We start from the raw sequence: 22,284 nt of genomic DNA, 5'->3' as shown, positions 1-22,284 counted from the left end.
CCTCTTGAAGCCGTATGCCCGGTGTCATTCCGACGGCCCGCACCATATCCCATCGGAGCAGGAGACATTATGTTGTCTACTTCCTTTTCCTTCGCCTTCGTTTCGAACTCCGCTGTGGTGGCAGAAAAGGTCCAGACCTATGCCCAGGAGCATGGGTGGCCGCTGGAAGAAGTCCGTCTGGCTACCATGGAAGAGGCGCTGCCCGTGGCCAAACAATTGTTCGACCAGGGTGTGGATGTGATCCTGGGCGGCGGCGGAACCGGGAAGCTCCTGCGCCGTCATCTGAACGAACCCGTCGTCACCATCTCCCGGAGCCATATGTCCATCTTGCAGGCCCTGATGGAAGCCCGCGAATATACGGACAATGTGGCCGTGACATGCTATAACGCCACCCCCCCCTGGTCGGAACTGTTCTCCCGCCTGCTGCACATCCGCCTGCAGCCTATCCGTTTCACCAACTCCCGGGAACTGACCCTGGGCATCACCCAGGCCATCGCCCAGGGCGCCGGCTGCGTCGTGGGGGGCGGCGTCTGCGTCTCCATCGCGCAGGCCCACCACTGCCCGGGCATCGTGGTCTGTCCGGGCAACGAGGCCCTGGAACGGGCCTTCGAGGAAGCGTCCAACATCGCCCAGGCCCGCCGCCGTGACCGCGAACACGCGGCCTGGCTCCAGGACGTGGTCGATGCCCTCCATGAAGGAGTCATCGGGGTCGACCCTGCGGGCAAGCTGGCCCTCAGCAATCCCGTGGCCAGACAGGCCCTGGGACAGGATCGGCTCCGGGACGGCTGGGCACTGCAGCACCTTGGCCTTGCCGAAAGCCTGGAAACGGGACGGCCCACAGAAGGGACCCTGAAAGGCGAGAACGGCCAGGACCTTGTCTTCACCAGCAGCGCCGTCGTGGTCGATGGCATCCAGAAAGGAGCCCTGAGCGTCCTGACACCCGATGTTGTCCTGACGGATCTGCAACGGCGGCTCAAGCATTCCCGCCAGGCAGGCCTGCGGGCCAAGTTCACGCTGAACGACCTTCTTGGCGAAAGCCCTTCCATGAGGACCCTGCGGGTACACGCCCAGCGTTTCGCCGAGTCCGACGCGGGGATATACATCCACGGGGAAAGCGGGACGGGCAAGGAACTGCTGGCGCATGCCATCCACAATGCCAGCCCCAGGCGCCACGCGCCCTTCGTGGCCGTCAACTGCGGCGCCCTGCCGGAAAGCCTGCTGGAGAGCGAACTGTTCGGCTATGCCGAAGGGGCGTTCACCGGCGCCCGCCGCGGCGGCAAGCAGGGCCTGTTCGAACTGGCGCAGGACGGCACCATCTTCCTGGACGAGATCGCGGACATCAGCGCCGCCGTGCAAGTCAGGCTCCTGCGCGTTCTGGAAAGCGGCGAGATCTTCCGCCTTGGCGGAGACAGGCCCGTGACCGTCAATGCCCGCGTGGTCTGCTCTTCCTGGAAAGATCTCGTGCAGGAGGTCAGGGAAGGGCGCTTCCGGGCGGATCTTTATTACCGCCTGACGCTGCTGCGCCTGGAGATGCCCCCCCTGCGTGAACGCCTCCAGGACATGACCTTGCTGGTCCGGCATATCATGCGCCGCATGGGGATGATCCACAAAAAGATGCCCCCCGAAGCCATCGAGCTTCTTTGCAGCTATCCCTGGCCCGGCAACGTGCGCGAGCTGGACGCATTGCTGCGCCGCTACTGCCTGATGTCCACCAGCGATGCCTTCCAGATGCCCCTGCTGCAGGAGCTGCTGCTCGACATGCGCCAGACGCAGGGCATCCTGGCCTCGCCCCGCAGGGTACCCGAGAACCGGGAGGAACAGGACCTGCCCGCAAGCGGCAGCCTGCGCCAGCGCCTGCGCCTCATGGAAAAGAAGATCATCCGCCAGGAACTGGTCCGCCAGCAGTACAGCAAAAAAAGCACTGCCCGCTCCCTGGGGATCAGCCTCAATACCCTCTGGCGCAAGATGTGCGATGCGGACTAGGGCGGGAGACAGCGCTCCCTGCCGCCGTCCTCCCCGTCGACACAGAAAAAACGCTTGAAAAAAGACGGCGAACGTTGCATTCTCCGGGCGGTTCAACGCCGCGCACAGCCGTTGTCTTCCGGGTCGCCGGATGACAGGGGCTCTTTGGCGTTTCTCTTTTTTCCGATACCTGCCACGGCGTGTCCGGCAGGTGCAGGATCCAACCAGGTACACCATTTTCCATCTCCAGGAGTGATACATGGAGTTCAGTTTCTTTTCGATGATCAGCCAGGCCAGTCTCGTGGCCAAGATCGTGCTGTGCATCCTGGTGCTCATGTCCGTGGGCAGCTGGGGCATGATGATCCAGAAAACCCTGGCCCTCAACGCCGCCTACCGCAAGGCCCTGCAGGGCACCGACCTGTTCGAGAAGGCCCCCAGCCTGCGTGAGGCCGTGCTCTCCCTGGGCTCCGACCGTGCGTCCCCGCTCTATTTCGTGGCCCATCAGGGCGTGATGGAGTTCAACCGCTCCAAGGAAGCCGGCAACAGCAGCGAGATCGTGGTGGACAACGTGCGCCGCTCCCTGCGCCAGGGCGTGGCCAGCGAGATGGCCCGTCTGGAGCGCTCCCTCTCCCTGCTGGCCACCGCCGCCAACACGGCTCCCTTCATCGGCCTGTTCGGTACGGTGTGGGGCATCATGCACTCCTTCCACTCCATCGGCATGCTCAAGTCCGCCTCCCTGGCCACGGTGGCCCCCGGCATCTCCGAAGCCCTGGTGGCCACGGCCATCGGTCTGGGCGTGGCCGTGCCCGCCACCATCGGTTTCAACATCTTCATGGGCAAGCTCTCGCAGGTGGACACCCTGCTGGTGAACTTTGCCGGCGTGTTCCTCAACCGCGTGCAGCGCGAACTCAATGCCCACCGCCCCGTGCAGCGCACGGGCGCCACGGAGATGTAAGATGGGCGCCAGCGTGGGCGGCAACAACCGCTTTGTCTCCGAGATCAACGTGACGCCCTTCGTGGACGTCATGCTGGTGCTGCTGATCATCTTCATGGTGGCCACTCCCATGATGAGCCAGGGGCTGGAAGTGGACCTGCCCCAGACCAAACAGGTGGAAGTGCTGCCGACCGAAAACGACAACATGATGCTGACCGTCCGCCACGACGGCAAGATCTTCCTGGACGAATACGAGGTCCAGACCATGGACGATCTGGAAGGTTACCTCCAGACCCTGGTCAAGGAAAAGAACAAGACCCTTTTCCTGCGTGCCGACAAGGAAGTCCCCTACGGCGTGGTGGTGGATGTCATGGGCCGCATCAAGGCCGTGGGCATCGAAAAGCTCGGCGTGGTGGCCGATTCCTCCGAGAGCCTGTCGCCCGCTGCCGCCGCGGCAGCCGCCAAAGGCGGGAAGTAGTCAGCGATGAACTGGGCCTCGTATCTTCTTTCCCTCTGCCTGCATCTGGCGGTCTTCCTGCTGATCATGTTCTGGCCCAGCTCGCCTCCGGTGAACCTGGAGACGCCGCCGGTGATGATCAGCCTGGTGGACGGCGCTCCGGGCGGCAACCGCACGCCCTCGAGCATCCTGGGCAAGATGGGCAAGCCCACGGACGGCCCCAAGGACGTCTCGCCCCCGGCCAAGAAGGCCGACGCGGCCGCGCCCGAACGGCCGGAGGTCAAGGCCGACCCCACGGCGGACAAAGCCCGTCCGGTGGAGGCCAAGCCCGAACCCAAGGTCGAGCGCAAGCCTGAGCCCAAGCATGAGGTCAAGCCCAAGCCCGAACCCAAGGACGCCACTCCCGTGGCCGACAAAAAAGACAAGAAAAAGAAAGAGGACAAGAAAAAGGACGACGACAAGAAGCCCGAAAAGCCCAAGAAGGACGACAAGAAGAAGGACGATAAAAAGTCCACGCCCAAGGACGACAAGAAGACCGACAAAAAGGCCGACAAACCGTCCAAGGGCGACCCCGTGGCCGCGGCCATGAACCAGGCCCGCCGCGAAGCCACGTCCCGCGTCGAATCCGGGGACAAGGGCAGCAGCGTGGAACAGGCCCTGGCCCAGGCCCGCCGCAATGCCGGCGGCGATGGCGGCGGCGGTGGCGGCGAAGGCGACGGCCCCGGCGGCGGTGGCCTCAACGACGTCTATATGGGTCAGGTCATGCTTGCCGTGCGTCCCAACTGGAGCTTCACTTCCGCCACGCGCCTGAACCTGGTCTGCGTGGTCCGGGTCAAGGTCAACCTGCAGGGCGAAGTGGAAAAAGTCGACGTGACGCAAAGCTCCGGCAACGCGCAGTACGACTCCTCGGCGGCCAACGCCATCTGGCGCACCAGCCGGGCGGGGGCGTTCCCGCCGCCGCCGTCGGAACAGTACACCGAGCTGGACCTTGTCTTCACCCTCAATGAACTCATGGGCCGCTAACCGGTCCGTCAAGGCGGTCGTGCCCGGTGGTGCGGCCGCCTTGCTGTCTCGAGATCCCGCTGTTTTTGGGGAAGGTCCCATCTTTCCCCAAAGATGCGCCATTCTGGAACGGCATTGCTGCATAAAAGCCGCATCGGCATGCACATATGCCTTCGTGGAGGTCACATGAAACGAATCCTTTCCCGCCCGACGGCCCTCCTGGGCCTGCTGCCGGTGCTCATGCTGTGCCTGGCGCCCCTGCACGCACGGGCCGCAGGCGCCGCTGCGGCGGACGTGGCCAACGGCTATGCCGGTGAGGCCATGGAAAAGATCCTGGCCAACTGGGCCGCCCCGGCCGACCGCGGCAAGGTGCGCATCGTGGTGCGCGTGGACGCGGAAGGCAAGGTGGAGCGCTGCGGCTATCTGGAAAAGTCCGCCAGCCAGGCCCTCAATGATTCCGTGTGCGGCGCGGTCATGAAGACCGCCGACCTGGGCAAGCCGCCCTACGGCATGAGCCAGGACGTCTACCTGACCTTCTGGCAGGGCAACATGGCCGACCTTTCCGGCATCAGCCGCCGCAAAGCCGCCGCAAAGCCCGCCGCGGGCACGGCCGCACCTGCCGCCGCTGCCCCCGCGCCGGAGGCCAAGAGCGAGCCCGTCACGCTGGACACCAAGCCCGCCACCCTGACCACGCCGCTGAAGGCCCAGGACGCTTACGGCCCCAAGCACGCGGCCTATTTCCGCAAGCTGGTCATGGAGCTGCGCAACGCCACCTTCATCCCCGCGGAACTGGCCAAGGGCACCTATTATGCCACGGTGCGCCTGGAGACGGACGCCTCGGGAAAGATCCTCAATTACAGCATCCTGCAAAGCAGCGGCAGCGAGCTGCTTGACAGATACGTCCGGCAGGGCATACGCCGGGCAGGAAAGGTCAGCCCCCCGCCCGCGGCTGTGGGCAGATTTGTGAACGTCACCCTAACTCTGGTGCGCTAGACACCACCACAAGGACCATTACGCCATGAAACGTCTTGCCATCCTTTTGGCCCTGGCCGTCACGCTGTCCCTGGGCAGCGCCGCCCAGGCCGCCATGCGTGTCGATATCTACGGCCCCGGCCAGAATATCGTGAACCTTGCCCTGGCAGCCCCCCTCACCGGCCCCCAGAAGCAGGCCAACGGCATGGGCGCCAAACTGCAGAAACTGGTGGAAGAGAACCTCAGCTTCCTGCCCTTCATGCGCCTGACGCCCGCCTCCTCCGTGCTGGGCGGTACCCTGCTGCCCGGCTACGAGCCCCCGAGCCTGGACTTCAAGCGCTTCCAGCTGGCCGGCTCGGACATCGTGGTCACCACCTACTGGCCCAACGGCGACAGCGGCACCAGCTCCGTGCAGATCCGCGCCTTTGAGACCAACACCGGCGGCCGTCTGTTCGGCAAGGAATACCCCCAGGTGCGCGCCAGCGACCTGCCCGAAGTGGCCGACCGCTTCTGTGCCGACCTGCTCGAAGTGCTGACCGGCAGCGGCGCCTTCTTCCGCTCCACCCTGGCCTTCGTCAAGAAGTCCGGCCGCCTGTCCGCCAACGTGTGGCTGGTCAAGCCCACGGGCCGCGACCTGCGCCAGATCACCAACATCAAGGGCGAAGCCATGTCCCCGGCCTGGTCCCCGGACGGCCGCTTCATCGTCTTCACCCATATCGACGAAAAGTCCCACTCCCTGGGCGTGTGGGACCGCAAAAAGGGCAGCGTGCAGCGCGTGCGCTTCCCCGGCAACGTGGTCATCGGGCCTTCGTTCACGCCTGACAACAAGGTGGCCGTGGCCCTTTCCAACGGCCGCTACCCTGTCATCTTCCTGCTGAACCACGGCTTCCAGAAGGAACGCATCCTCGAAGGCGGCAACTCCATCAACGTGTCGCCCACCTTCGACAGGACCGGCACCAAGATGGTCTTCACCTCCTCGCGCCTGGGCGGCCCCCAGATCTTCATGAAGGACCTGAGCTCCGGCAGCATCACCCGCGTCAGCAAGAACGGCGGCTACAATACCGAAGCCAACCTCTCGCCTGACGGCACCCTGGTGACCTACAGCCGCATGACCGAATACGGCCACCGCATCTTCGTGCAGGACATGGTCACCGGCCTGGAACGCCAGATCACCTTCGGCCCCGGCAGCGACGAGCAGCCCTCCTTCTGCGGCGACAGCTACTTCATCGCCTTCGCCTCCAGCCGCGGCGGCTCCCGCGGCATCTATCTGACCACCCGTCATGGCGGCGATGCCAAGAAGGTGCCCACCGGCGGCGGTGCGGCCTCCTTCCCCCGCTGGGGCATGCCTGACGGCAAGTAGTTTTTGGCAGATTTTGTAAAATCCGGAGGTCCTGCCCGGCTTTTTCGGAAAAACCGGGCAGATTTCTGGAAAAAATAGGGGAATCCCCCCTATCCTGACTTGACAAAACTTGGTTCACATATACCATCCGTTCTGCGGATGGGATACCGCCATCCGCTGTGTACAGAAAGGAAAGGTACCTTTTTGGAGTTAGAGCTGTTCAGGAGGACACACAATGAAACGCTACGCTCTTATCCTTGCTCTGGTTATGGCCCTCGCCGCCGGTTTCGGCTGCGCCAAGAAGACCCAGGACGCCACCGGCGATGTCGATGACATGAGCCCCGAAATGCGTGCTGCCATCCAGCAGATCACTGACGGTCGCGTGCTGTTTGCTTTCGACAAGTTCGACATTCAGCCCCAGTACAAAGACATGCTGACCGCCAAGGCTGAACTGATGAAGAAGTACCCCAGCATCCGCGTGCGCATCGAAGGTAACTGCGACGAACGCGGTACCCAGGAATACAACCTGGCCCTGGGCGAACGCCGCGCCCGCGCCGCTTATGACTACATGGTTCGCCTGGGCGTGAACCCCGGCCAGCTGGAAATGATCAGCTACGGCAAGGAAAAGCCCGTGGTGCAGGGTTCCGGCGAAAGCGTGTGGGCCCAGAACCGCCGCGACGACTTCTGCGTGATCGCTCACTAGTCGTCAGCCATCCGGCTTTTAAGGGTCGCCCTTCGGGGCGACCCTTTTTTTTCGCCCCCCGTCCAAGGGCCGCCCCTTGCGGGGGCGTACGCCTAAGGCTACACTGCTCCCGAAAAAGCGGCGACAGCCCCTTTTTCTTCCCCTGCCTGTCCGGGCAACAGGCCATGCAGACACTGCCTGCCCGTTTTGCAGTGCGCGCAGCAAGGATCAAAATGAAGATAGTTGTGCTTGACGGCGACGTCATCAACCCCGGCGACATCAGCTGGGCGCCCCTGGAAAAACTGGGCGAGGTGGCCATCTACGGCGATACGCCCGAAGACCTGATCGTGGAACGGGCCGCCGGCGCGGAAGTGCTGGTCACCAACAAGGTCCCCCTGCGGTCGGGCACGCTGTCCCGCCTGCCCGACCTGCGCATGGTGGCCGTCCTGGCCACAGGTTACGACATCATCGATACTGCCGACGCCGCCGCACACGGCATCCCTGTCTGCAACGTGGTGGCCTACGGCGTGGACGACGTGGCCCAGCACGCCTGGGCCCTGCTGCTGGAGCTGTGCCGCCGTACCGGCGAGCATACGGCCAGCGTCTGCGCCGGTGAATGGAAAGACACCTGGTGCTACTGGAAGACCACGCCCGTCTGCCTGCGCGGGCGGACGCTGGGCGTCATCGGCTTCGGCTCCATCGGCCGCCGTGTGGGCGAGCTGGGGCACGCCTTCGGCATGTCCGTCCTGGCCAACTGCCGCACCCCCCGCAACCCTCCGTCCTACAGCCCGTTCGCCTTCACCTCCACGGACCAGATCTTCCAGCAGGCCGACGTCATCTCCCTGCACTGCCCGCTGACCGATGCCACCCGGGCCATCATCAACGCCAAGGCCCTGGCCCGCATGAAGCCCGGCGCCATCCTCATCAACACGGCCCGCGGCCCTCTGCTGGATGAGGCCGCCGTGGCCGAGGCCCTGCACAGCGGCAAACTGGGCGGCCTGGGCGTGGACGTGCTGGCCAAGGAGCCCCCGGCGGCGGACAATCCCCTGCTGCACACGCCCAACACCCTCATCACGCCCCACATGGCCTGGGCCACGGCCCGTTCGCGGCAGAACATCATCAACCTCACGGCCGAGAACATCCTCCGCTGGCAGCAGGGCACCCCGGTCAACGTGGTCAACGGCGTGAAGGAATAACCAACGAACCAACACCGGAAGGCGCGGGCACGGCCAGTGCTGCGCCTCCGGTCACGGAACGGCAAAAGCACCAGCCTCCCTGTCCTTTCCCCACCGGCCTTTTCCCCAAAAGGAAGCGGCAGGAGATCAGGGACGCATTTTCCACAAGACATCCGAGCCCATCATGTTTTTCGACATCCACACCCACGCCTTCCATCCCAAGATCGCCCACAAGGCCGTGGACCATCTCAATACGGTCTATCACCTGGACTGCCGCGGTGACGGCACCATCGAGCACCTTCTGGAGCGTGAGAAGGCCGCCGGCATCGACAGATGCATCGTCCTCTGTGCGGCCACGGCCCCCGCGCAGGTCATCCCGGCCAACAACTACGCCATGAAGCTGCAGCGGGAACATGAGGAAGTCATCGGCTTCGGCACCCTGCACCCGGCCTATGTGGACTGGGAAGACGAACTGGAACGCATGAAGGCGGGCGGCCTGCGCGGCATCAAGCTCCATCCCGATTTCCAGGGTTTCGCGCTCAACGACCGCCGCCTGCTGCCCATCTTCGAGAGCGCCCAGGACGACTTCGTCTTCGAGATCCATATCGGCAGCGACGATCCCCTGGACAAGGCCCCTTCCAGCCCCTTCATGCTGGCCGACCTCATGCGCTCCTTCCCGCGCCTGCGGGTCATCGGTGCCCATTTCGGCGGCTATCAGATGTGGGATTACAGCCTGGAGGCCCTGGGCGACTTTGAGAACCTCTGGATAGACACCTCCAGCACCACGCCCTATGTGACGCCCTCGCTCCTGCAGCGGCTGCTGGCCCGTCACTCCCCGGACAGGCTGCTGTTCGGCACGGACTGGCCGCTCTATGATCCCGCCCACGAGCTGGAGCGCCTGCGTACCATGAGCGGCCTGAGCGAGGACGCCATAGAACGCATCCTCAGCAATGCGGGCCGCCTGCTGGGGATCGGGGCTTGACAGCAGCCCCCTTTTACGGCTAGCTTGCCTTCAAGCCGGACGGCGGCAGCACTGCCAACCCCGTCAGGTTCGAAAGAAAGCAGCGGTAACAGCCGCTGCCGGGTGTCCGGCCCACAAAAGCCGCGAGCGTGGAAACGTTCGCGGCTTTTTGCGTTTGCAGCAAGCGCTTTGGGCAAGGCGCTTTTTTGGGGGGAAGGGAGCCCCCTCATCTCTTCTCTGCTGTCGATGCCCGTAAAGCTCCTTCGTCGCTAACGGGCACGGCCCTTCTGGCCGCCATTCGGTCGCTACTCGCGCGAGAGGCTTCCCTCCCCCCATCCCCTTCCCGGCGCGCTTTATAGGAACGCTGGCGCCGGTGCGTCACGAGATACGGCGTGGTGGCCTCTACGGAGCGGCATCAGGCCCGATGCGCCCCGTCAGGCTCCCGCCCTCTCCAGGCCCCGGTCCCCTGCCCTGGCACACGCTTCAAGCCGCCCGCCAAGTCACGGGAACAGCCTCCCAAGAGCCCGCACGAAGGGAAACAGCCTGTCCTCACAAAATACCTCCCCGAACGGCCTCCCCCAAAAACAAAAAGGCCCTGCCGGAGGACCGGCAAGGCCAGTAAGATCTTCATGTCACGACAGCCGTCGGGGACCTGAATAAAAGGTTTTGGAAAGGTGGGGGGATCGGGGGGAGGGAGAACCTTTTTCCCGAAAAGGTTTCCCTCCCCCCGCAAACATCCTTCCCCACCCTAATGCCCGGTGATGGCGTATTTCTTGAGCTTGTACTGCAAAAGGCTCTTGGAGATGCCCAGCAGCTCGGCGGCCTTGACCTGCACCAGATCGGCGCGTACCAGCGCACGGCGGATGAGGGCGGCCTCGATCTTCTCCAGGGTATCGGCCAGGTCCAGCTGCACGGGCAGCAGGTCCACGGCGCTCTTGAACTGCGAATCCTCGTCCCGGATCTCGGCGGGCAGGTTGTCCACGTCGATGACCGTACCGGGCACCAGCACCATGCAGGATTCCACCACGTTCTCCAGCTGGCGGATATTGCCGGGCCACTCGTAGCCGCTCAGGTAGTTGAGGGCCTCGGTGGTGAACTTTTTGGCCGGCATGTCGTTCTCGCGCGCCACCTTGTCCATGAAGTGGGCCACCAGCAGCGGGATGTCCTCCCGGCGCTCGCGCAGGGCCGGCAGAGGGATCTGCACCACGTTCAGGCGGTAGTAGAGGTCATCGCGGAAGGTGCCCTTCTCCACCATGGCGGCCAGATCCTTGTTGGTGGCGGCCACCACGCGGATGTCCACCTCGATCTCCTCACCGCCGCCCACGCGCTCGAAACGGCGCTCCTGCAGCACACGCAGCAGCTTGACCTGCAGATCGGGCGTCAGCTCGGCGATCTCGTCCAAAAAGAGCGTACCGCCGTCGGCCTGCTCGAAACGGCCGCGCCGCATGGCCACGGCACCGGTGAAGGAGCCTTTTTCATGGCCGAAGAGCTCGCTCTCCAGCACGCCGGGGTTGAGGGCCATGCAGTTGACCGAGACGAAGGGCTTTTCCTTGCGCGGGCTGGCGTAATGGATGGCGCGGGCCACCAGTTCCTTGCCCGTGCCCGACTCGCCGGTGATGAGCACCGTGGAGCGGCTGGGCGCGGCACGGTCCACCATGACCAGCACATCGCGGATGGCGCGGCTGCGGCCCACGATCTGGTGCACGCTGTAGCGCTCTTCCATGGCTTCCTGCAGCAGGCGGTACTGCCGGTGGGCGCGGGCCAGCTCCGTGGCGTTGTGGATGGAGAGCAGCAGTTCGTCGTTGGAGAACGGCTTGGTGATGTAGTCGAAGGCCCCGTATTTCATGGCCTCCACGGCGCTTTCGATGGAGCCGAAGGCCGTCATGATGAGCACCGGGATGTAGGGCCAGCTCTTCTTCACGTGCTGGAGCACCTCGCGCCCGGAGACCTTGGGCATCTTCATGTCCGTCACCACCACGTCCACCTCGCTCTCGGCCAGGAAGGCCAAGGCCGTCTCGGGGTCGCTGATGGCGGTGACGGTGTAGCCCTCATCCTCCAGCAGGGTCTGCAACACCAGCAGGTAGTTTTTTTCGTCGTCGATGACCAGAATATGCGATTTGTCACTCATGGTGTTTCTCCCGGTACAGGCGTGAGGCGGCTCCGATCAGGCCCAGGACCGTATTGCCCGCAAAAAACTGATTTTCTGCCAGCAGCTCCGCCGATGAAGGACGCTGCGGCCAGCCTGCGACATTTTCCTGCCCAGGCTGCCCGCAGGCGGGAGGCGGCCTGGCGTGCGGGCACGTCTAGCTCTCTTTGCCGGGCTCCGGCGTCCCGTTTTCCCTGTCGTCGGCGGGCCGGGCGGCGGCTTCCCCGCTTTCCGCGGGGGCGGACTGGGCTTCCGCGGCAGCGGGGATCTCAGGCTCTTCAGACTTTTCCGGCTCCGCCGCAGGCAGCAGGATGCGCACCAGGGCCCCGCCTTCGGGGCCGTTGGCCAGCCGGATCTCGCCGCTATGGCTGTTGATGATGGAACTGACGATGGGCAGGCCCAGGCCCGTACCGCCGTCCTTGGTGGTGAAGAAGGGATCCAGCACGCTGTCCAGCAGGGCCGGATCGAAACCCGGTCCCGAGTCCAGGGCCTCCAGCACCACGCGCCCGTCGTCGCTCCGTCGGCTGCTGATGCGGATGATGCCCGGCCCGTCCATGGCCTGCTGGCCGTTGACCAGGATGTTGTAGATGGCCCGGTAGAGCAGGTCCTTGTCACCGCGCACCCACAGACCGGGCGAGGTGGCCCGCTCGATGGCCACGCCCACACGGCCCAGCTCACCTTCCAGGAAGGCCAGCACCTGACTCAGCACAAGATCCAGATCCACCAGATCCTGCCGCGGCTGGCGGGGACGGGCATAGTCCAGAAAATCGTTGACCGTCTGCGACAGACGGACGGACTCGTCATAGATGGCCTGCAGGATGCGCGAGGTCCCGGCATCGGCCTTGCCCATACGGCGTTGCAGCAGCTCCGCGCTGGAGCGGATGATGCCCAGCGGGTTGCGTATCTCATGGGCGATACTGGCGATGACGCGGCCCATGCTGACCAGCTTCTCGTTGCTGTGCAGCTCGTTCTCCAACTGGCGGTTCTTGGCCATGCGGTCGGCCAGGACGCGTTCCGCCCGCTGGATGAGCATCAGGAGCAAGGCGAACATGATGACCGACGACAGCAGGCAGGTCACCACCACTACGCCCTGGAAAAGCAAGATCTGCTCGTAATCGCTGGTGATGTCCTGCGTCAGCTCCAGCGCCCCCATGATGGGCGGCTCCGCCCCCGGCTGGAGGGGCTCCCCGCGCAGGGGATAGAGGGTCCGCAGGACGAAGGTCCCCGACGGCAAGGGCAGGTGGAAGATGGCCCGCCAGTCCGGGATATTGGAGATCAGCTCCGGCTTGGGCACGCCGCCGCGCAGGGTGCTGTCCAGGCTTTCCGGGCCCACGCCCATGCGGCCCAGCTCTTCCTTGCTGGTGGAATAGGCCACCACCCGCGTGAAGTCATAGATGCGCAGGCGTTCCATGGGCAGCCCGTGGACCACGGACTGCACCACCTGATCCAGCCTGTCGTACTGGCTGGGCTGGCGCAGGGCGATGCGCCCGTGGGCCAGCAGCGTGGGCAGGGCGAAACGCCGGTAGATCTGGTGGTTGAGGTTCTCGGCCAGCAGGCGGGAGAAGTTCTCCTGCCGTGTCAGCAGGGCCTCGCGCGCCGAATTGGCGATGAAGAACGACAGCACCAGACTGGTGGCCATGATGACCAGCAACGAGAGCCAGGACAGCGTGCGGGCATAGCTCAGCGGCAGATCCTGCTCTGCCGTCGCTCCCGCTGCGGCGGTACCACCTTTGAACATGCGATGCTCCAGTCTGCCGCCCACGGCCCGCAACAGGGCAGGCCGGAGGCGCGGCAGGGAAAAACGGGCTCCCTAGAAGCTCTCGGGCTCCTGCGCCACAGCCAGAAATTCGGCCAGGTCGGCAGCCTCCCGGGGATAACCGGACGCCCCCAGACGGGTGTTGGCCAGCCGCTTGCCCAGTTCCACCGCGGGCTGGTCCAGCGGATTGATGCCCATGAGCCAGCCGGTGAAGACCGTGGCCGCTTCCAGCAGCAGCATCATGCTGCCCGCGGCGCGGGGCGTGCATTCGCCCATCTCCATGTGCAGCAGGGGCACGCCGCTCTTGCACAGGGCCATGCGCGTGCCCAGGCCTTCGGCTTCCAGCAGGGCCCCGAAGGGCTTGCCGCGCAGCCAGCTCCAGTGGTCAGGCAGGTCCCGGCCGAAATGCCGCCCCTGCTCCAGTCCCCTGGCGGTCACGAAGATGCAGCCCTTGTCACGCTGCCCGTCCAGGAACATCTGGTTGACGGAATGCTGGTCCGTGACCCCGGTGGCGGGCACAGGCATGATGCCCTTGCCGTCCTTGCCCAGGCTCTCGGCCCAGAGCTGGGCGAACCAGGGGCCATAGGTGGCCCATTGCGGCACATAGCAGAAAAACACCAGCTGGCTGTAGCCGTGGCTTTCCAGAGCATTGGCCCAGCAGGCCAGATGGAAGGCGGGATGCCCGGCAAGGCAGGACGGACCCTGGGCCAGCGGACGGGCCACAGCGGCCGCCCCGTCCAGCAGGGCCTGCCAGTCGATACCCAAAAAGGCGGCGGGCAGCAGGCCCACGGCCGAAAGGGCCGAATAGCGGCCGCCCAGATTGTCCGGCACTTCCAGCGAATCCAGAGCGTAGCGGGAGGCCTCCTCGCGCAGGAAACCCTGGTGCAGGTCCGTGACCACGATCATGTGCTCGTGCCAGCGCTCGCCCAGGGCCTTGCGCAGCCAGTCCCGGCAAAGGAAGTACTGGGCAAGGGTCTCGATGGTGCCGCCGGACTTGCTGATGCAGACCACCGTGGTCTCGTGGGGCGGCAGCTTGGCCAGCCAGCTCTCGAAGGTGGCGGCGCAGACGTTGTCCGCGATCCAGAGGCAGGGGCCGTCATGGCAGGGACCGTCCTGCCCGGGCGCAAAGGCGCGCTGCAGGGCGCGGGCCCCCAGTGCGGAGCCGCCGATGCCCAGCACCAGCATATGGCGCCGCGCACGGACCCGGGGCAGCAGGGGCGGCAGTTCCCGCTCCAGGCGTTCCCGGTACGGCATGGTCAGGAAAGGCAGCGAGCCTTGCGCGCATTCCGTCTCCAGACGGCGCGACAGCTCCGGCGCACGCGCGGCGAAAACGGCGGCAGCGTCCCGCTGCAGACGACCGGTATAGGCGCGGGACCATTCAAGCGTATGCATCATGGTGTCCTCCCCCTGGATGGGGCGTCTTCCGCAAGGGAAGCCAAAAGGACCGGCAGGGCCGGAAAGAGGCCCGGAGCGGCACCACGATGATGCCGCTCCGTGAGATCAAAACAGTTTCAGGGGCTTGGGGGCAAAAAAGCGCCGCCGCACCTCTTTGTAGGTCTGCGGTCGCACGCCGAAACGGTAGCGCCACAGCACGCAGTCCTCACGGGCGGCACACTGGCGCACGTCGGCACGGCTGCCGGCGCACATCATGCACTGCCCGCGGATGACGCGCAGGGCACGGCGCGGCGCATCCGGGCCATGCCATTCCGGACGGCTGTCCGCCTCGATGGCGGCCATGCGCCAGCCCCACAGGGGGCAGTCCTCATCCGCGCACTGACGCACGGAACGGGAGGAATTGCCCTGACATTCAAGACAAAATTGCCGGATGGCGGCAACAGGGCCAGGATTGGCCATGGATCCCCCCGCCTAGGCCGATTCCCGGCCGCAGCACTTCTTGTACTTTTTGCCGCTGCCGCAGGGACAGGGATCGTTACGGCCCACCTTGGGCTCGGGACGACGGTAAGCCTTGGGGCGACGGGCCACGCCGTCCACATAGTACAGCTTGCCGTCCTTGCGCTGGAAAAAGCTGCGTTCGCCGATCTGGCGCACGGAACCTTCCAGTTCGTAGTAGGCATAAAATTCGGCCGTATCGAAGAGCTCGCCGTTCTCGCCTTCGGGCTGGTCCTTTTCACAGGGGCCCATGTCCAGACGCAGCCAGTGGACGTCACGGGTCTGCTCTTCCAGCATCTGGGCGGTCAGATCTTCGCGATAGGCGGGATGGGTGGTCTCCACCAGATAATCGAATTTGCCGAGGCAATAGGCGCTGAAGCGCGAGCGCACCATGGTGTCGGCATCATCGGGCCAGGCCTTGCCTTCCAGGTAGGGACCACAACATTCGTCCAGAGGGCGGCCACTGCCGCAGGGACACAGTTCAGACATCTTGCAGTTACATCCTTGTTATGACAGCTGCCATGGCAGAGCCACGGCGCTTTGCAAGTGTAGCCCATGGCCGCCCCGGCGGCAAGCAGGACAGGCGGGGGACGGCGGAACGGGGCGCGTTGCGGGGCATGACGCTGTTCCCGCCCCGGCGGCCCCTCTTCCGGGAGACAGCCGGACACCGGCCCCCCTTCCCTTCCGGGACGGGACATGCCGAAAAGCCCGGCGCGCGGCCGGAGCTCCACAGACGATGAAAAAGGGCCTCCCTGCCGGGAAGCCCTCCATGCGATCTTTTTGGGCAAAAGACTCAGTTGCGCGGTGCGGACAGACGCACGTAGCAGCTTTCCGGGATTTCGCCGTCGGGCAGTTCCCCGGCAGCCATCCGCAATTCCATGCAGGTGGCGGCCTTTTTCTCCAGCCTGGCCCGGCCTAGCAGTTGCCCACCGACATCCACCACCTCGCACAGGGCCCCTTCGGCGGGGCCTTCCTTCTTGGAGCCCGAACACCAGAGCATCAGGCTGCCGTCCTTCCGGGCCTCCGTGCGGAACACTTCGCTGAACCCGGCGTACCAGAGCAGCCTGACGATGCGCCGCCCGGACAGGAAGGAGAGCAGGCCCGGCACGACGCCGATACAGGCCAGGATGCCGGACAGCCAGAAGGGATTGAAGCCCAGCAGGGACACGGTCAGGGAGTAGGCCCCCTGACGCAGGCTGGCGGCGTCGCTCCAGACGGTGACCTCATAGCGCTGCGTGGCGCTGGCCGGTGTGCCGCGCACCCGGACGCTCAGGGCATAGGTGCCGGGAGTGGCCCCCTGCTCCGCCACGATCTCGCCGCGCCACATGCCGTTGCCGAACCAGTAGCTGGCAAAAAAGCCGTCCAGACGGAAGCTCAGCGGCGCGCCTTCCGGGGTCACGGAGACCAGCAGGTCGCTGTCGCGCGGCTTGTCGATGCCGATGGGGCCGGAAAGCATGGTCCCCTGCCCGGCAACGATGTCCAGATGGTAGGACCCGGCACGCATGAGGGCCTGCAGACCGTCCACAAGAACGAGGACAGCCAGCCCCAGCACAAGAGCGGCCAGCAGACCTGTGCGGCGCTGGCGTTCTTTGAGGGCTGGCAGTGCCTGCCAGAAGGAATTGGAGGAATCGCTCATACGGGCAGTCTAGAGGAAGAGCGGCCTTCCGGCAAGCCCGCCGCCTCCGCTTCGGGCCCCGGCCCAAAGCGGCGGGGACGGAGGGCAGCGGGCTTTTCCGGAGGCGAATGTCAGCGAACGATCCCCAGGTGGTGCTGGGGCTGTTCCAGGACCCGCCAGTAGACCAGACTGGCGCCCTGCCGGGGCAGTTCGATGTAGGTGGCGCCTTCATCGGCGTAGACCTGGCGGATCTTGCGGATCAGGGCGAACGCCCCCATCCAGACAGGAATGGAGATGCCAAAGAACCAGAGGCAGAACGTGCTCATGGAGGACATGGGCAAACGGGAGGCCATGTACATGCCCAGGAAGACAGCGCCTATCATCACCACATTGGCAACAATGCGGACGATGCTGGAATACAGGGAACGCTTGTAGCTGCTGGTCATGACGGGCTCCTTGGCGGGAAGAAGGTCTGTTATCAAAAGACTGCCGGGAAAGGCTTTTCACGGCAGTCTCGTCTAGCAGGAGGGGGTGGGGGGCGGAGGGCCGCCCCCCGGGTTGTGGATGCTGCTGTTGTTTACTTCTTGAAGATGTTGGTGCGGGTGATGTTCATGAACCGCAGGGCCTGATGCTTGGCATTTTCCTTGTAGTACATGCGGACTTCGTCACCGGCTTCCCAGGTGGCCGGGGGCAGGTCGATCTTGTCAGCGGGGATGGTGAAGGTCACCAGGGCCTGCAGGCGGGCCGAGTATTCGGTCACAGACATCTTGTCCTTGTCGATGATGGGGAAGGTCTTGCCGTGCACCTTGGGATGGGTGCGCTTGATGCCCTTCTCAACATCGGTGAACTGCACGTTCAGGACTTCCAGAGCCTTGGTCTCGGGGTTGAAGATGGTGACGGTGGACTTTTCCAGGTCGAACATCACGCGGCCGCCGGGAACGGGCAGGGGACCGATTTCAGACGGATCGGCAGGCAGGGTGTACTCATGGACGCCGCCGGAGTAGTGGGGGTTGCGCTGGTCATGATTGACGTCCAGCACCACCAGAAGAGTTTTGGTTTCCGGATTGAAGGCCACGCAGCGGCCCTGTTCCACCTGGCCAAATTCGCACGCGGTCAGACCGAGGCTGAGAGCCAGTACCAGAGTCAGAATTACGTTACGCATTCTCATGTGCTGCCTCCTTACGCCTGGCGCTTCTTGGCGGCCAGTTCAGCCTTGGCGCCCTGAACCATACGGACGGTGATGTAGAGGGAGATGGCGCTCACGAAGCCCAGAACCACCACGGTAGCCACGCCGTTGATGAAGCCGGCATAGGCGGGGAAGTAGGGCTGGATGAGCTTCAGGACCACGGAAGCGAGGCAGCCGATGACGGCGCAGCCGAAGGCGATACGGATGCCGTAACCCTTGATGTACTTGGTGGCGACAGCACCGATCTGGGCACCGATGGCGGCACCGACCAGCATGATGAGGGCGGCCACGAGTTCAGTACGCCCCTTGAAGGTGAAGGAAGCGGCGCCGTACAGGCCGGAGATGGCCACTTCGAAGAGGTCCGTACCCACGGCCACGTGGGTGGGGCAACCGACCAGGTACACCAGGGCGGGCATGCGGATCAGACCGCCGCCGATGCCGAGGATACCGGCCAGCCAGCCAGTGAACAGGGAGACCGCGATGGGCAGCCAGGCGGAGCAGTAGATACCGGCGCCGTGGAAGTGCACCATGGGGGGAATGCGGATGGCGTGCAGCTTGGAGGCCCAGTCGATACCGGTGGCGGTAGCGGAGAGCTCTTCACCGCGGGCGGCGGCTTCGCGTTCCTTCTTCTTGCGCAGGGCCACGTCATGGAAGACCATCCAGGCCATGCAGATCAGCAGCACGACGTACAGCCAGCGCACGACCTTGTCGACGGAACCCAGGCGTTCCAGCCACATCAGCATCTGGGCGCCCAGTTCCACGCCCACGATGGTACCGACCAGCATGGTCAGGCCGAGCTTGTAGTCAACGTTGCCGAACTTGCCGTGCCGCAGGGTCGAGATCAGGGATTTGCCGGCCATGTGGGCAACGTCCGTGCCCACGGCGAAGGCCATGGGGAAGCCGAGGATGTTCAGACCGGGGGTAACCATCCAGGCACCGCCCATACCAAAGAAACCACCGATGATGCCGACGCCGAGACCCAGAATGATCAGACCGGGCCAGAAAATCGTCACGCCGGAGATGGGCATCAAAACATACAACCAATCCATGTTTTCCTCCCTTCCGGCCTAGTGTTCAGCCAGCTCGCGGTGCTTGAGGTCGATACCGATGTGCGACATCACAACGTCGGCCAGGAAGCCGAAGATGCAGCCGACCGTCGGGATGATGATGATGGTCAGGATGGTGAAGTACAGATGACTGTCATTGTACATCTGCGCCCACCACAGCATGATACCGTCCAGGCGGCGGGTATCGGCCACGATGACCACGTTTGCCGCCGCCTTCTTGGCTGCCAGGGCCAGGGAAGGCATCATGACCAGCAGCATGACGAAGCTGCCCGCAATAGCTGTCCAGAGCTTGCGCATCATTTTCATGTTCTCCTCCGGGTCTTGGGGTTGTTACATCCAGATCCTGCGTCCCACGGCAGGACCATTCGTCCCAAACTTCACATGCTCGTTTTAAGCAACACCCGTGCCAATTTCGCTAAAAAACCCGAAAATCCTTGATTACCAACACTGCCAAGCGTTTTTCCTCTTGCGCAAACTGCGCATTGCGGATAGATTTTCAGGAAAGTTGCACGTTTTTTGCGTTATCGGGAGGACGTATGCGCATCTGGACCAGACCCGTCCTGGGAAATTCGCTGGAAACCACCCGGTTCTTCGTCAACCGCAGCATGACAAGCCGGGTGCTTTTGCTCGGTTTACCGCTTTTGACGCTGGTTTTATTACTTGTTTTCCTCGCAACGGGACGCAGTATCGAAGCCATGGTCAATCGCGCAATAGCCCGCAATGCCCAGTTGCATGCCCAGGCCATGAGCCTTTCGCTTGAGCAAATTCTCACAGAGACCCGAAACCAGCTCCTCATCCTGGCCGCGGGTTCCATGGAGCCCAAGGACATGGTACGGCGTCTCCAGTTCCGCGTGCGTGCCGAGGGCCTGCGCTATCGCGAGGTGGCCTTCATGGGCACGGATCCCTCCCAGCGCTATCTGCTGCTCAGCTACGGGGGCGAGATCATCTCCATCCCTCCCGATATCGCCTCCGCCACCGTGGGCAACCCCTTCACCAGCCTGAGCGCGGCCCAGCGGCCCGGCCATGTGCAGGTCAGCCAGCCCCTGGAAGTGGTCTATTCCATGGTCCCGCTCAACGATTCCGTGCAAAGCATCCCCCTTTACGTCATCCGCTTCTCCACGCCCATCTACGACAGCCAGGGCGTCTTTCAGGGCATGCTCATCCTTTCTCTGGACCTGACCGTCCTGCGCGACGCCATCAGCATGTTCTCGTCGTCGTCCGCTCCCCTGCGCACCGCCGACGACGAGACCCGCATCCGCAGCATCTTTTTCGACAACCAGGGCTGGATGCTCTTCCAGTCCGAGAATCTGGAGGCGGACGATGCCAGCGGCCGCCTCAACAGCGACTCGCTGCGCGCCGGCTTCCAGGGCGAGTTCGGCCGCGCCGGCTTCAGCACCGCCTTCCGGCCAGGCTCCAACCACGTCAATTACTGGTCCATGGTCTCCAACGTCCAGAGCGGGCATTCCGGCCAGATCTTCCTGGACAACGGCGATGCCTGGGGCCATGGGGACAACGCCGTGGAAGGCGTCAGCTTCGCGCCCGTCACCTTTACCGCCAACCCGGACAGCCCGCACACCATCGTAGGCGGCCTGGCCGTGCTGGACACCAGCTTCACCGCCACCCGCACCGGCATCCAGATCATCGGCATCTACGGCATCTGCCTGCTGGCCGGCATCTGCCTGCTGGGCCTGGGCCTGGCCTGGCTGGCACGCGGCACCACCAAGCGCCTGCGCCGCCTGTCCAATGAAGTGAACATGCGCATCGACAGCCACAGCTCCAACCCGCTGGTGCTGCCGCCCATGCCCCGGGAGCTCGAACAGCTCAAGGATGCCATCAACGCCCTGCTCCACCGCCTGCGCCGCAGCGAGGAGGAACAGCTCAACCAGCAGCTCATGCAGGACGCCCGCTGGGCCCGCGAACCAGCCGAGAACATGCCGGAGCTGGACGACATCCCCGAAAACGGCCTTGTGGGCACCTCCGCCGCCATGCAGGACCTGCGCGCCAACTTCCTCAAGGCCGCGCCCACCATGGCCGACGTCCTCGTCATCGGCGAGACGGGCACCGGCAAGGAGCTTGTCTCGGCGGCCATCCACCAGGCCAGCCCCCGGGCCAACGGCCCCTTCATCACCATCAACTGCGGTGCCCTGGACGAGAACCTGCTCATGGATACCCTGTTCGGCCACGTCAAGGGCGCCTTCACCGAGGCGCGCCAGCCCCGCAAGGGCGCCTTCCTCACGGCCGAGGGCGGCACCCTGATGCTGGACGAGATCGGCAACGCGGCCCCCAAGGTCCAGCAGGCCCTGCTGCGGGCGCTCTCCACCCGCATGATCCGCCCGCTGGGCAGCGACGAGGACGTGCCTTTCGATACCCGCATCATCGCCGCCACCAACGCGGAGCTGTTGCAGGACGCCCAGGAAGGTTCCTTCCGCGAGGACCTCTATTACCGTCTGGCCGTCATCACCATCCGCACGCCCCCCCTGCGCCGCCGCAAGTCCGACCTGCCCCTGCTGGCCGTCTTTTTCCTGACCCGGGCCGCGGAATCCCAGGGCCTGCCCACGCCGCGCCTCAGCCGCGGCGCCCTGCGCAAGCTCCAGGAATACCACTGGCCGGGCAACGTGCGCGAGCTGCAGAACTGCCTGACCCGGGCCCTGGCTTTTTGCGAAAATGGCCTCATTTTTGCAGAAAACATCCAGTTGGGACCGGATACCCTTCCCGGAGACATTGCGCGACCGGAACGCGGCAAGCTCTCCTGCCCGCCCGCACGGGCCGACAGCAGGCAGCCCCACGGCGAGGCTGCGGAAACGGCAGAAAGTCCTGTTGCCCAGCCCGTTCCGGCCGAAAGCGAGGATCAGGGCGCGATGCCCGCTGCGGAAGATGCCCAGCCGCGCCTCAATGCCCGTCTTGCCCGTCTGCTGCCCCAGATAGTGGAGCTCGGCAGCATCAGCCGGCAGGAATATCAGGACATGGCAGGCAAGGACATCTCCATGCGTACCGCCCAGTACGACCTGCAGATCCTGGTCCGTCTGGGCCTTGTCCGCAGGGAAGGGCGCGGCCCGGCCCAACGCTATATAGTGTTGCCGGCAGCACGCGGGTTCCGCGCCTGAGGCAGCCCTTCCGTGACATGACGGCACGGCGGTAGG

20 protein-coding genes and 1 other RNA gene are annotated in these 22,284 nt (G+C 64.6%); 11 read left to right on the top strand and 10 right to left on the bottom strand.

Annotated features, from left to right (window positions below; genetic code table 11):
• The first annotated feature begins 69 nt into the window (after window positions 1-69).
• The 10 genes from ACQRAG_RS09205 to ffs all read left to right on the top strand — a co-directional run bounded on the left by ACQRAG_RS09205 (window position 70) and on the right by ffs (window position 9,622).
• A complete protein-coding gene (locus ACQRAG_RS09205) occupies window positions 70-1,983 on the top strand; it encodes a sigma 54-interacting transcriptional regulator (protein ID WP_297137570.1) in 1,914 nt (637 codons plus the stop codon).
• A 238-nt stretch (window positions 1,984-2,221) separates the two neighbouring features.
• Window positions 2,222-2,917, top strand: a complete 696-nt coding sequence (locus ACQRAG_RS09200; RefSeq protein ID WP_204625362.1) for a MotA/TolQ/ExbB proton channel family protein — start codon at window positions 2,222-2,224, stop codon at window positions 2,915-2,917.
• Between the two features lies 1 nt (window position 2,918).
• Window positions 2,919-3,374: an ExbD/TolR family protein gene (locus ACQRAG_RS09195; protein ID WP_006009120.1), complete on the top strand. Its 456-nt coding sequence runs from the start codon at window positions 2,919-2,921 to the stop codon at window positions 3,372-3,374.
• Window positions 3,375-3,380: 6 nt separating this feature from the next.
• Window positions 3,381-4,376, top strand: coding sequence for a cell envelope integrity protein TolA (gene tolA / locus ACQRAG_RS09190; protein WP_204625361.1), 996 nt, complete (start codon window positions 3,381-3,383; stop codon window positions 4,374-4,376).
• 165 nt (window positions 4,377-4,541) lie between these two features.
• Window positions 4,542-5,348 (top strand): TonB family protein, encoded by an 807-nt coding sequence (locus tag ACQRAG_RS09185; protein WP_204625360.1) that lies wholly within the window; start codon window positions 4,542-4,544, stop codon window positions 5,346-5,348.
• Window positions 5,349-5,373: 25 nt separating this feature from the next.
• Window positions 5,374-6,687: a PD40 domain-containing protein gene (locus tag ACQRAG_RS09180; RefSeq protein ID WP_168935141.1), complete on the top strand. Its 1,314-nt coding sequence runs from the start codon at window positions 5,374-5,376 to the stop codon at window positions 6,685-6,687.
• Between the two features lie 214 nt (window positions 6,688-6,901).
• Window positions 6,902-7,369, top strand: coding sequence for a peptidoglycan-associated lipoprotein Pal (gene pal / locus ACQRAG_RS09175; protein ID WP_006009112.1), 468 nt, complete (start codon window positions 6,902-6,904; stop codon window positions 7,367-7,369).
• 212 nt (window positions 7,370-7,581) lie between these two features.
• Window positions 7,582-8,544 carry a D-2-hydroxyacid dehydrogenase gene (locus ACQRAG_RS09170; protein ID WP_427804022.1) on the top strand — a complete coding sequence of 321 codons (963 nt, stop codon included), beginning with the start codon at window positions 7,582-7,584 and terminating at the stop codon, window positions 8,542-8,544.
• Window positions 8,545-8,707: 163 nt separating this feature from the next.
• Window positions 8,708-9,505 carry an amidohydrolase family protein gene (locus ACQRAG_RS09165; protein ID WP_168935145.1) on the top strand — a complete coding sequence of 266 codons (798 nt, stop codon included), beginning with the start codon at window positions 8,708-8,710 and terminating at the stop codon, window positions 9,503-9,505.
• A gap of 31 nt (window positions 9,506-9,536) precedes the next feature.
• An RNA gene (gene ffs, locus ACQRAG_RS09160) (signal recognition particle sRNA small type) lies at window positions 9,537-9,622 on the top strand.
• A 610-nt stretch (window positions 9,623-10,232) separates the two neighbouring features.
• Here ffs and ACQRAG_RS09155 read toward each other — a convergent pair.
• From ACQRAG_RS09155 to ACQRAG_RS09110, 10 genes are all read right to left on the bottom strand, one after another.
• Complete coding sequence (locus ACQRAG_RS09155; RefSeq protein ID WP_072334933.1) at window positions 10,233-11,612, bottom strand: sigma-54-dependent transcriptional regulator; 1,380 nt, start codon at window positions 11,610-11,612, stop codon at window positions 10,233-10,235.
• A 175-nt stretch (window positions 11,613-11,787) separates the two neighbouring features.
• Window positions 11,788-13,368 (bottom strand): sensor histidine kinase, encoded by a 1,581-nt coding sequence (locus ACQRAG_RS09150; RefSeq protein WP_427804023.1) that lies wholly within the window; start codon window positions 13,366-13,368, stop codon window positions 11,788-11,790.
• A gap of 72 nt (window positions 13,369-13,440) precedes the next feature.
• Window positions 13,441-14,781 carry a glucose-6-phosphate isomerase gene (locus tag ACQRAG_RS09145; protein ID WP_304020407.1) on the bottom strand — a complete coding sequence of 447 codons (1,341 nt, stop codon included), beginning with the start codon at window positions 14,779-14,781 and terminating at the stop codon, window positions 13,441-13,443.
• 105 nt (window positions 14,782-14,886) lie between these two features.
• Window positions 14,887-15,240, bottom strand: a complete 354-nt coding sequence (locus ACQRAG_RS09140) for a hypothetical protein (RefSeq protein ID WP_168935149.1) — start codon at window positions 15,238-15,240, stop codon at window positions 14,887-14,889.
• A 12-nt stretch (window positions 15,241-15,252) separates the two neighbouring features.
• The gene (locus ACQRAG_RS09135; RefSeq protein WP_040370146.1) at window positions 15,253-15,765 is read right to left on the bottom strand and encodes a YchJ family protein; all 513 of its coding nucleotides are present in this window, start codon (window positions 15,763-15,765) and stop codon (window positions 15,253-15,255) included.
• 304 nt (window positions 15,766-16,069) lie between these two features.
• On the bottom strand, window positions 16,070-16,912 hold the full coding sequence (locus tag ACQRAG_RS09130; RefSeq protein ID WP_304020411.1) for a hypothetical protein: 843 nt from the start codon (window positions 16,910-16,912) through the stop codon (window positions 16,070-16,072).
• A gap of 110 nt (window positions 16,913-17,022) precedes the next feature.
• Window positions 17,023-17,337 carry a hypothetical protein gene (locus tag ACQRAG_RS09125; RefSeq protein WP_168935152.1) on the bottom strand — a complete coding sequence of 105 codons (315 nt, stop codon included), beginning with the start codon at window positions 17,335-17,337 and terminating at the stop codon, window positions 17,023-17,025.
• A 131-nt stretch (window positions 17,338-17,468) separates the two neighbouring features.
• The gene (locus ACQRAG_RS09120) at window positions 17,469-18,059 is read right to left on the bottom strand and encodes a DUF4881 domain-containing protein (RefSeq protein ID WP_168935153.1); all 591 of its coding nucleotides are present in this window, start codon (window positions 18,057-18,059) and stop codon (window positions 17,469-17,471) included.
• Window positions 18,060-18,070: 11 nt separating this feature from the next.
• Entirely contained in the window at window positions 18,071-19,126 is a 1,056-nt protein-coding gene (locus tag ACQRAG_RS09115; protein ID WP_168935154.1) for a sulfite exporter TauE/SafE family protein, read from the bottom strand.
• Window positions 19,127-19,144: 18 nt separating this feature from the next.
• On the bottom strand, window positions 19,145-19,450 hold the full coding sequence (locus tag ACQRAG_RS09110) for a DVU0150 family protein (RefSeq protein WP_168935155.1): 306 nt from the start codon (window positions 19,448-19,450) through the stop codon (window positions 19,145-19,147).
• A 230-nt stretch (window positions 19,451-19,680) separates the two neighbouring features.
• On the opposite strand from ACQRAG_RS09110, the gene ACQRAG_RS09105 reads away from it, so the two are divergent.
• A complete protein-coding gene (locus ACQRAG_RS09105; RefSeq protein ID WP_168935156.1) occupies window positions 19,681-22,248 on the top strand; it encodes a sigma 54-interacting transcriptional regulator in 2,568 nt (855 codons plus the stop codon).
• Window positions 22,249-22,284 lie beyond the last annotated feature (36 nt).

It is taken from the genome of Desulfovibrio sp. SGI.230, from assembly GCF_050313065.1.
GTDB lineage: Bacteria > Desulfobacterota > Desulfovibrionia > Desulfovibrionales > Desulfovibrionaceae > Desulfovibrio.
Note: the sequence above shows the minus strand (reverse complement) of the source record. Positions and strands in the feature narration are given on the sequence as shown.

What these genes read in the sequence shown, in the direction of transcription:
- ACQRAG_RS09205 (WP_297137570.1), top strand. Translation starts at nt 70, where the DNA reads ATGTTGTCTACTTCCTTTTCCTTCGCCTTCGTTTCGAACTCCGCTGTG.
- ACQRAG_RS09200 (WP_204625362.1), top strand. Translation starts at nt 2,222, where the DNA reads ATGGAGTTCAGTTTCTTTTCGATGATCAGCCAGGCCAGTCTCGTGGCC.
- ACQRAG_RS09195 (WP_006009120.1), top strand. Translation starts at nt 2,919, where the DNA reads ATGGGCGCCAGCGTGGGCGGCAACAACCGCTTTGTCTCCGAGATCAAC.
- tolA (WP_204625361.1), top strand. Translation starts at nt 3,381, where the DNA reads ATGAACTGGGCCTCGTATCTTCTTTCCCTCTGCCTGCATCTGGCGGTC.
- ACQRAG_RS09185 (WP_204625360.1), top strand. Translation starts at nt 4,542, where the DNA reads ATGAAACGAATCCTTTCCCGCCCGACGGCCCTCCTGGGCCTGCTGCCG.
- ACQRAG_RS09180 (WP_168935141.1), top strand. Translation starts at nt 5,374, where the DNA reads ATGAAACGTCTTGCCATCCTTTTGGCCCTGGCCGTCACGCTGTCCCTG.
- pal (WP_006009112.1), top strand. Translation starts at nt 6,902, where the DNA reads ATGAAACGCTACGCTCTTATCCTTGCTCTGGTTATGGCCCTCGCCGCC.
- ACQRAG_RS09170 (WP_427804022.1), top strand. Translation starts at nt 7,582, where the DNA reads ATGAAGATAGTTGTGCTTGACGGCGACGTCATCAACCCCGGCGACATC.
- ACQRAG_RS09165 (WP_168935145.1), top strand. Translation starts at nt 8,708, where the DNA reads ATGTTTTTCGACATCCACACCCACGCCTTCCATCCCAAGATCGCCCAC.
- ACQRAG_RS09155 (WP_072334933.1), bottom strand. Translation starts at nt 11,612, where the DNA reads ATGAGTGACAAATCGCATATTCTGGTCATCGACGACGAAAAAAACTAC.
- ACQRAG_RS09150 (WP_427804023.1), bottom strand. Translation starts at nt 13,368, where the DNA reads ATGTTCAAAGGTGGTACCGCCGCAGCGGGAGCGACGGCAGAGCAGGAT.
- ACQRAG_RS09145 (WP_304020407.1), bottom strand. Translation starts at nt 14,781, where the DNA reads ATGATGCATACGCTTGAATGGTCCCGCGCCTATACCGGTCGTCTGCAG.
- ACQRAG_RS09140 (WP_168935149.1), bottom strand. Translation starts at nt 15,240, where the DNA reads ATGGCCAATCCTGGCCCTGTTGCCGCCATCCGGCAATTTTGTCTTGAA.
- ACQRAG_RS09135 (WP_040370146.1), bottom strand. Translation starts at nt 15,765, where the DNA reads ATGTCTGAACTGTGTCCCTGCGGCAGTGGCCGCCCTCTGGACGAATGT.
- ACQRAG_RS09130 (WP_304020411.1), bottom strand. Translation starts at nt 16,912, where the DNA reads ATGAGCGATTCCTCCAATTCCTTCTGGCAGGCACTGCCAGCCCTCAAA.
- ACQRAG_RS09125 (WP_168935152.1), bottom strand. Translation starts at nt 17,337, where the DNA reads ATGACCAGCAGCTACAAGCGTTCCCTGTATTCCAGCATCGTCCGCATT.
- ACQRAG_RS09120 (WP_168935153.1), bottom strand. Translation starts at nt 18,059, where the DNA reads ATGAGAATGCGTAACGTAATTCTGACTCTGGTACTGGCTCTCAGCCTC.
- ACQRAG_RS09115 (WP_168935154.1), bottom strand. Translation starts at nt 19,126, where the DNA reads ATGGATTGGTTGTATGTTTTGATGCCCATCTCCGGCGTGACGATTTTC.
- ACQRAG_RS09110 (WP_168935155.1), bottom strand. Translation starts at nt 19,450, where the DNA reads ATGAAAATGATGCGCAAGCTCTGGACAGCTATTGCGGGCAGCTTCGTC.
- ACQRAG_RS09105 (WP_168935156.1), top strand. Translation starts at nt 19,681, where the DNA reads ATGCGCATCTGGACCAGACCCGTCCTGGGAAATTCGCTGGAAACCACC.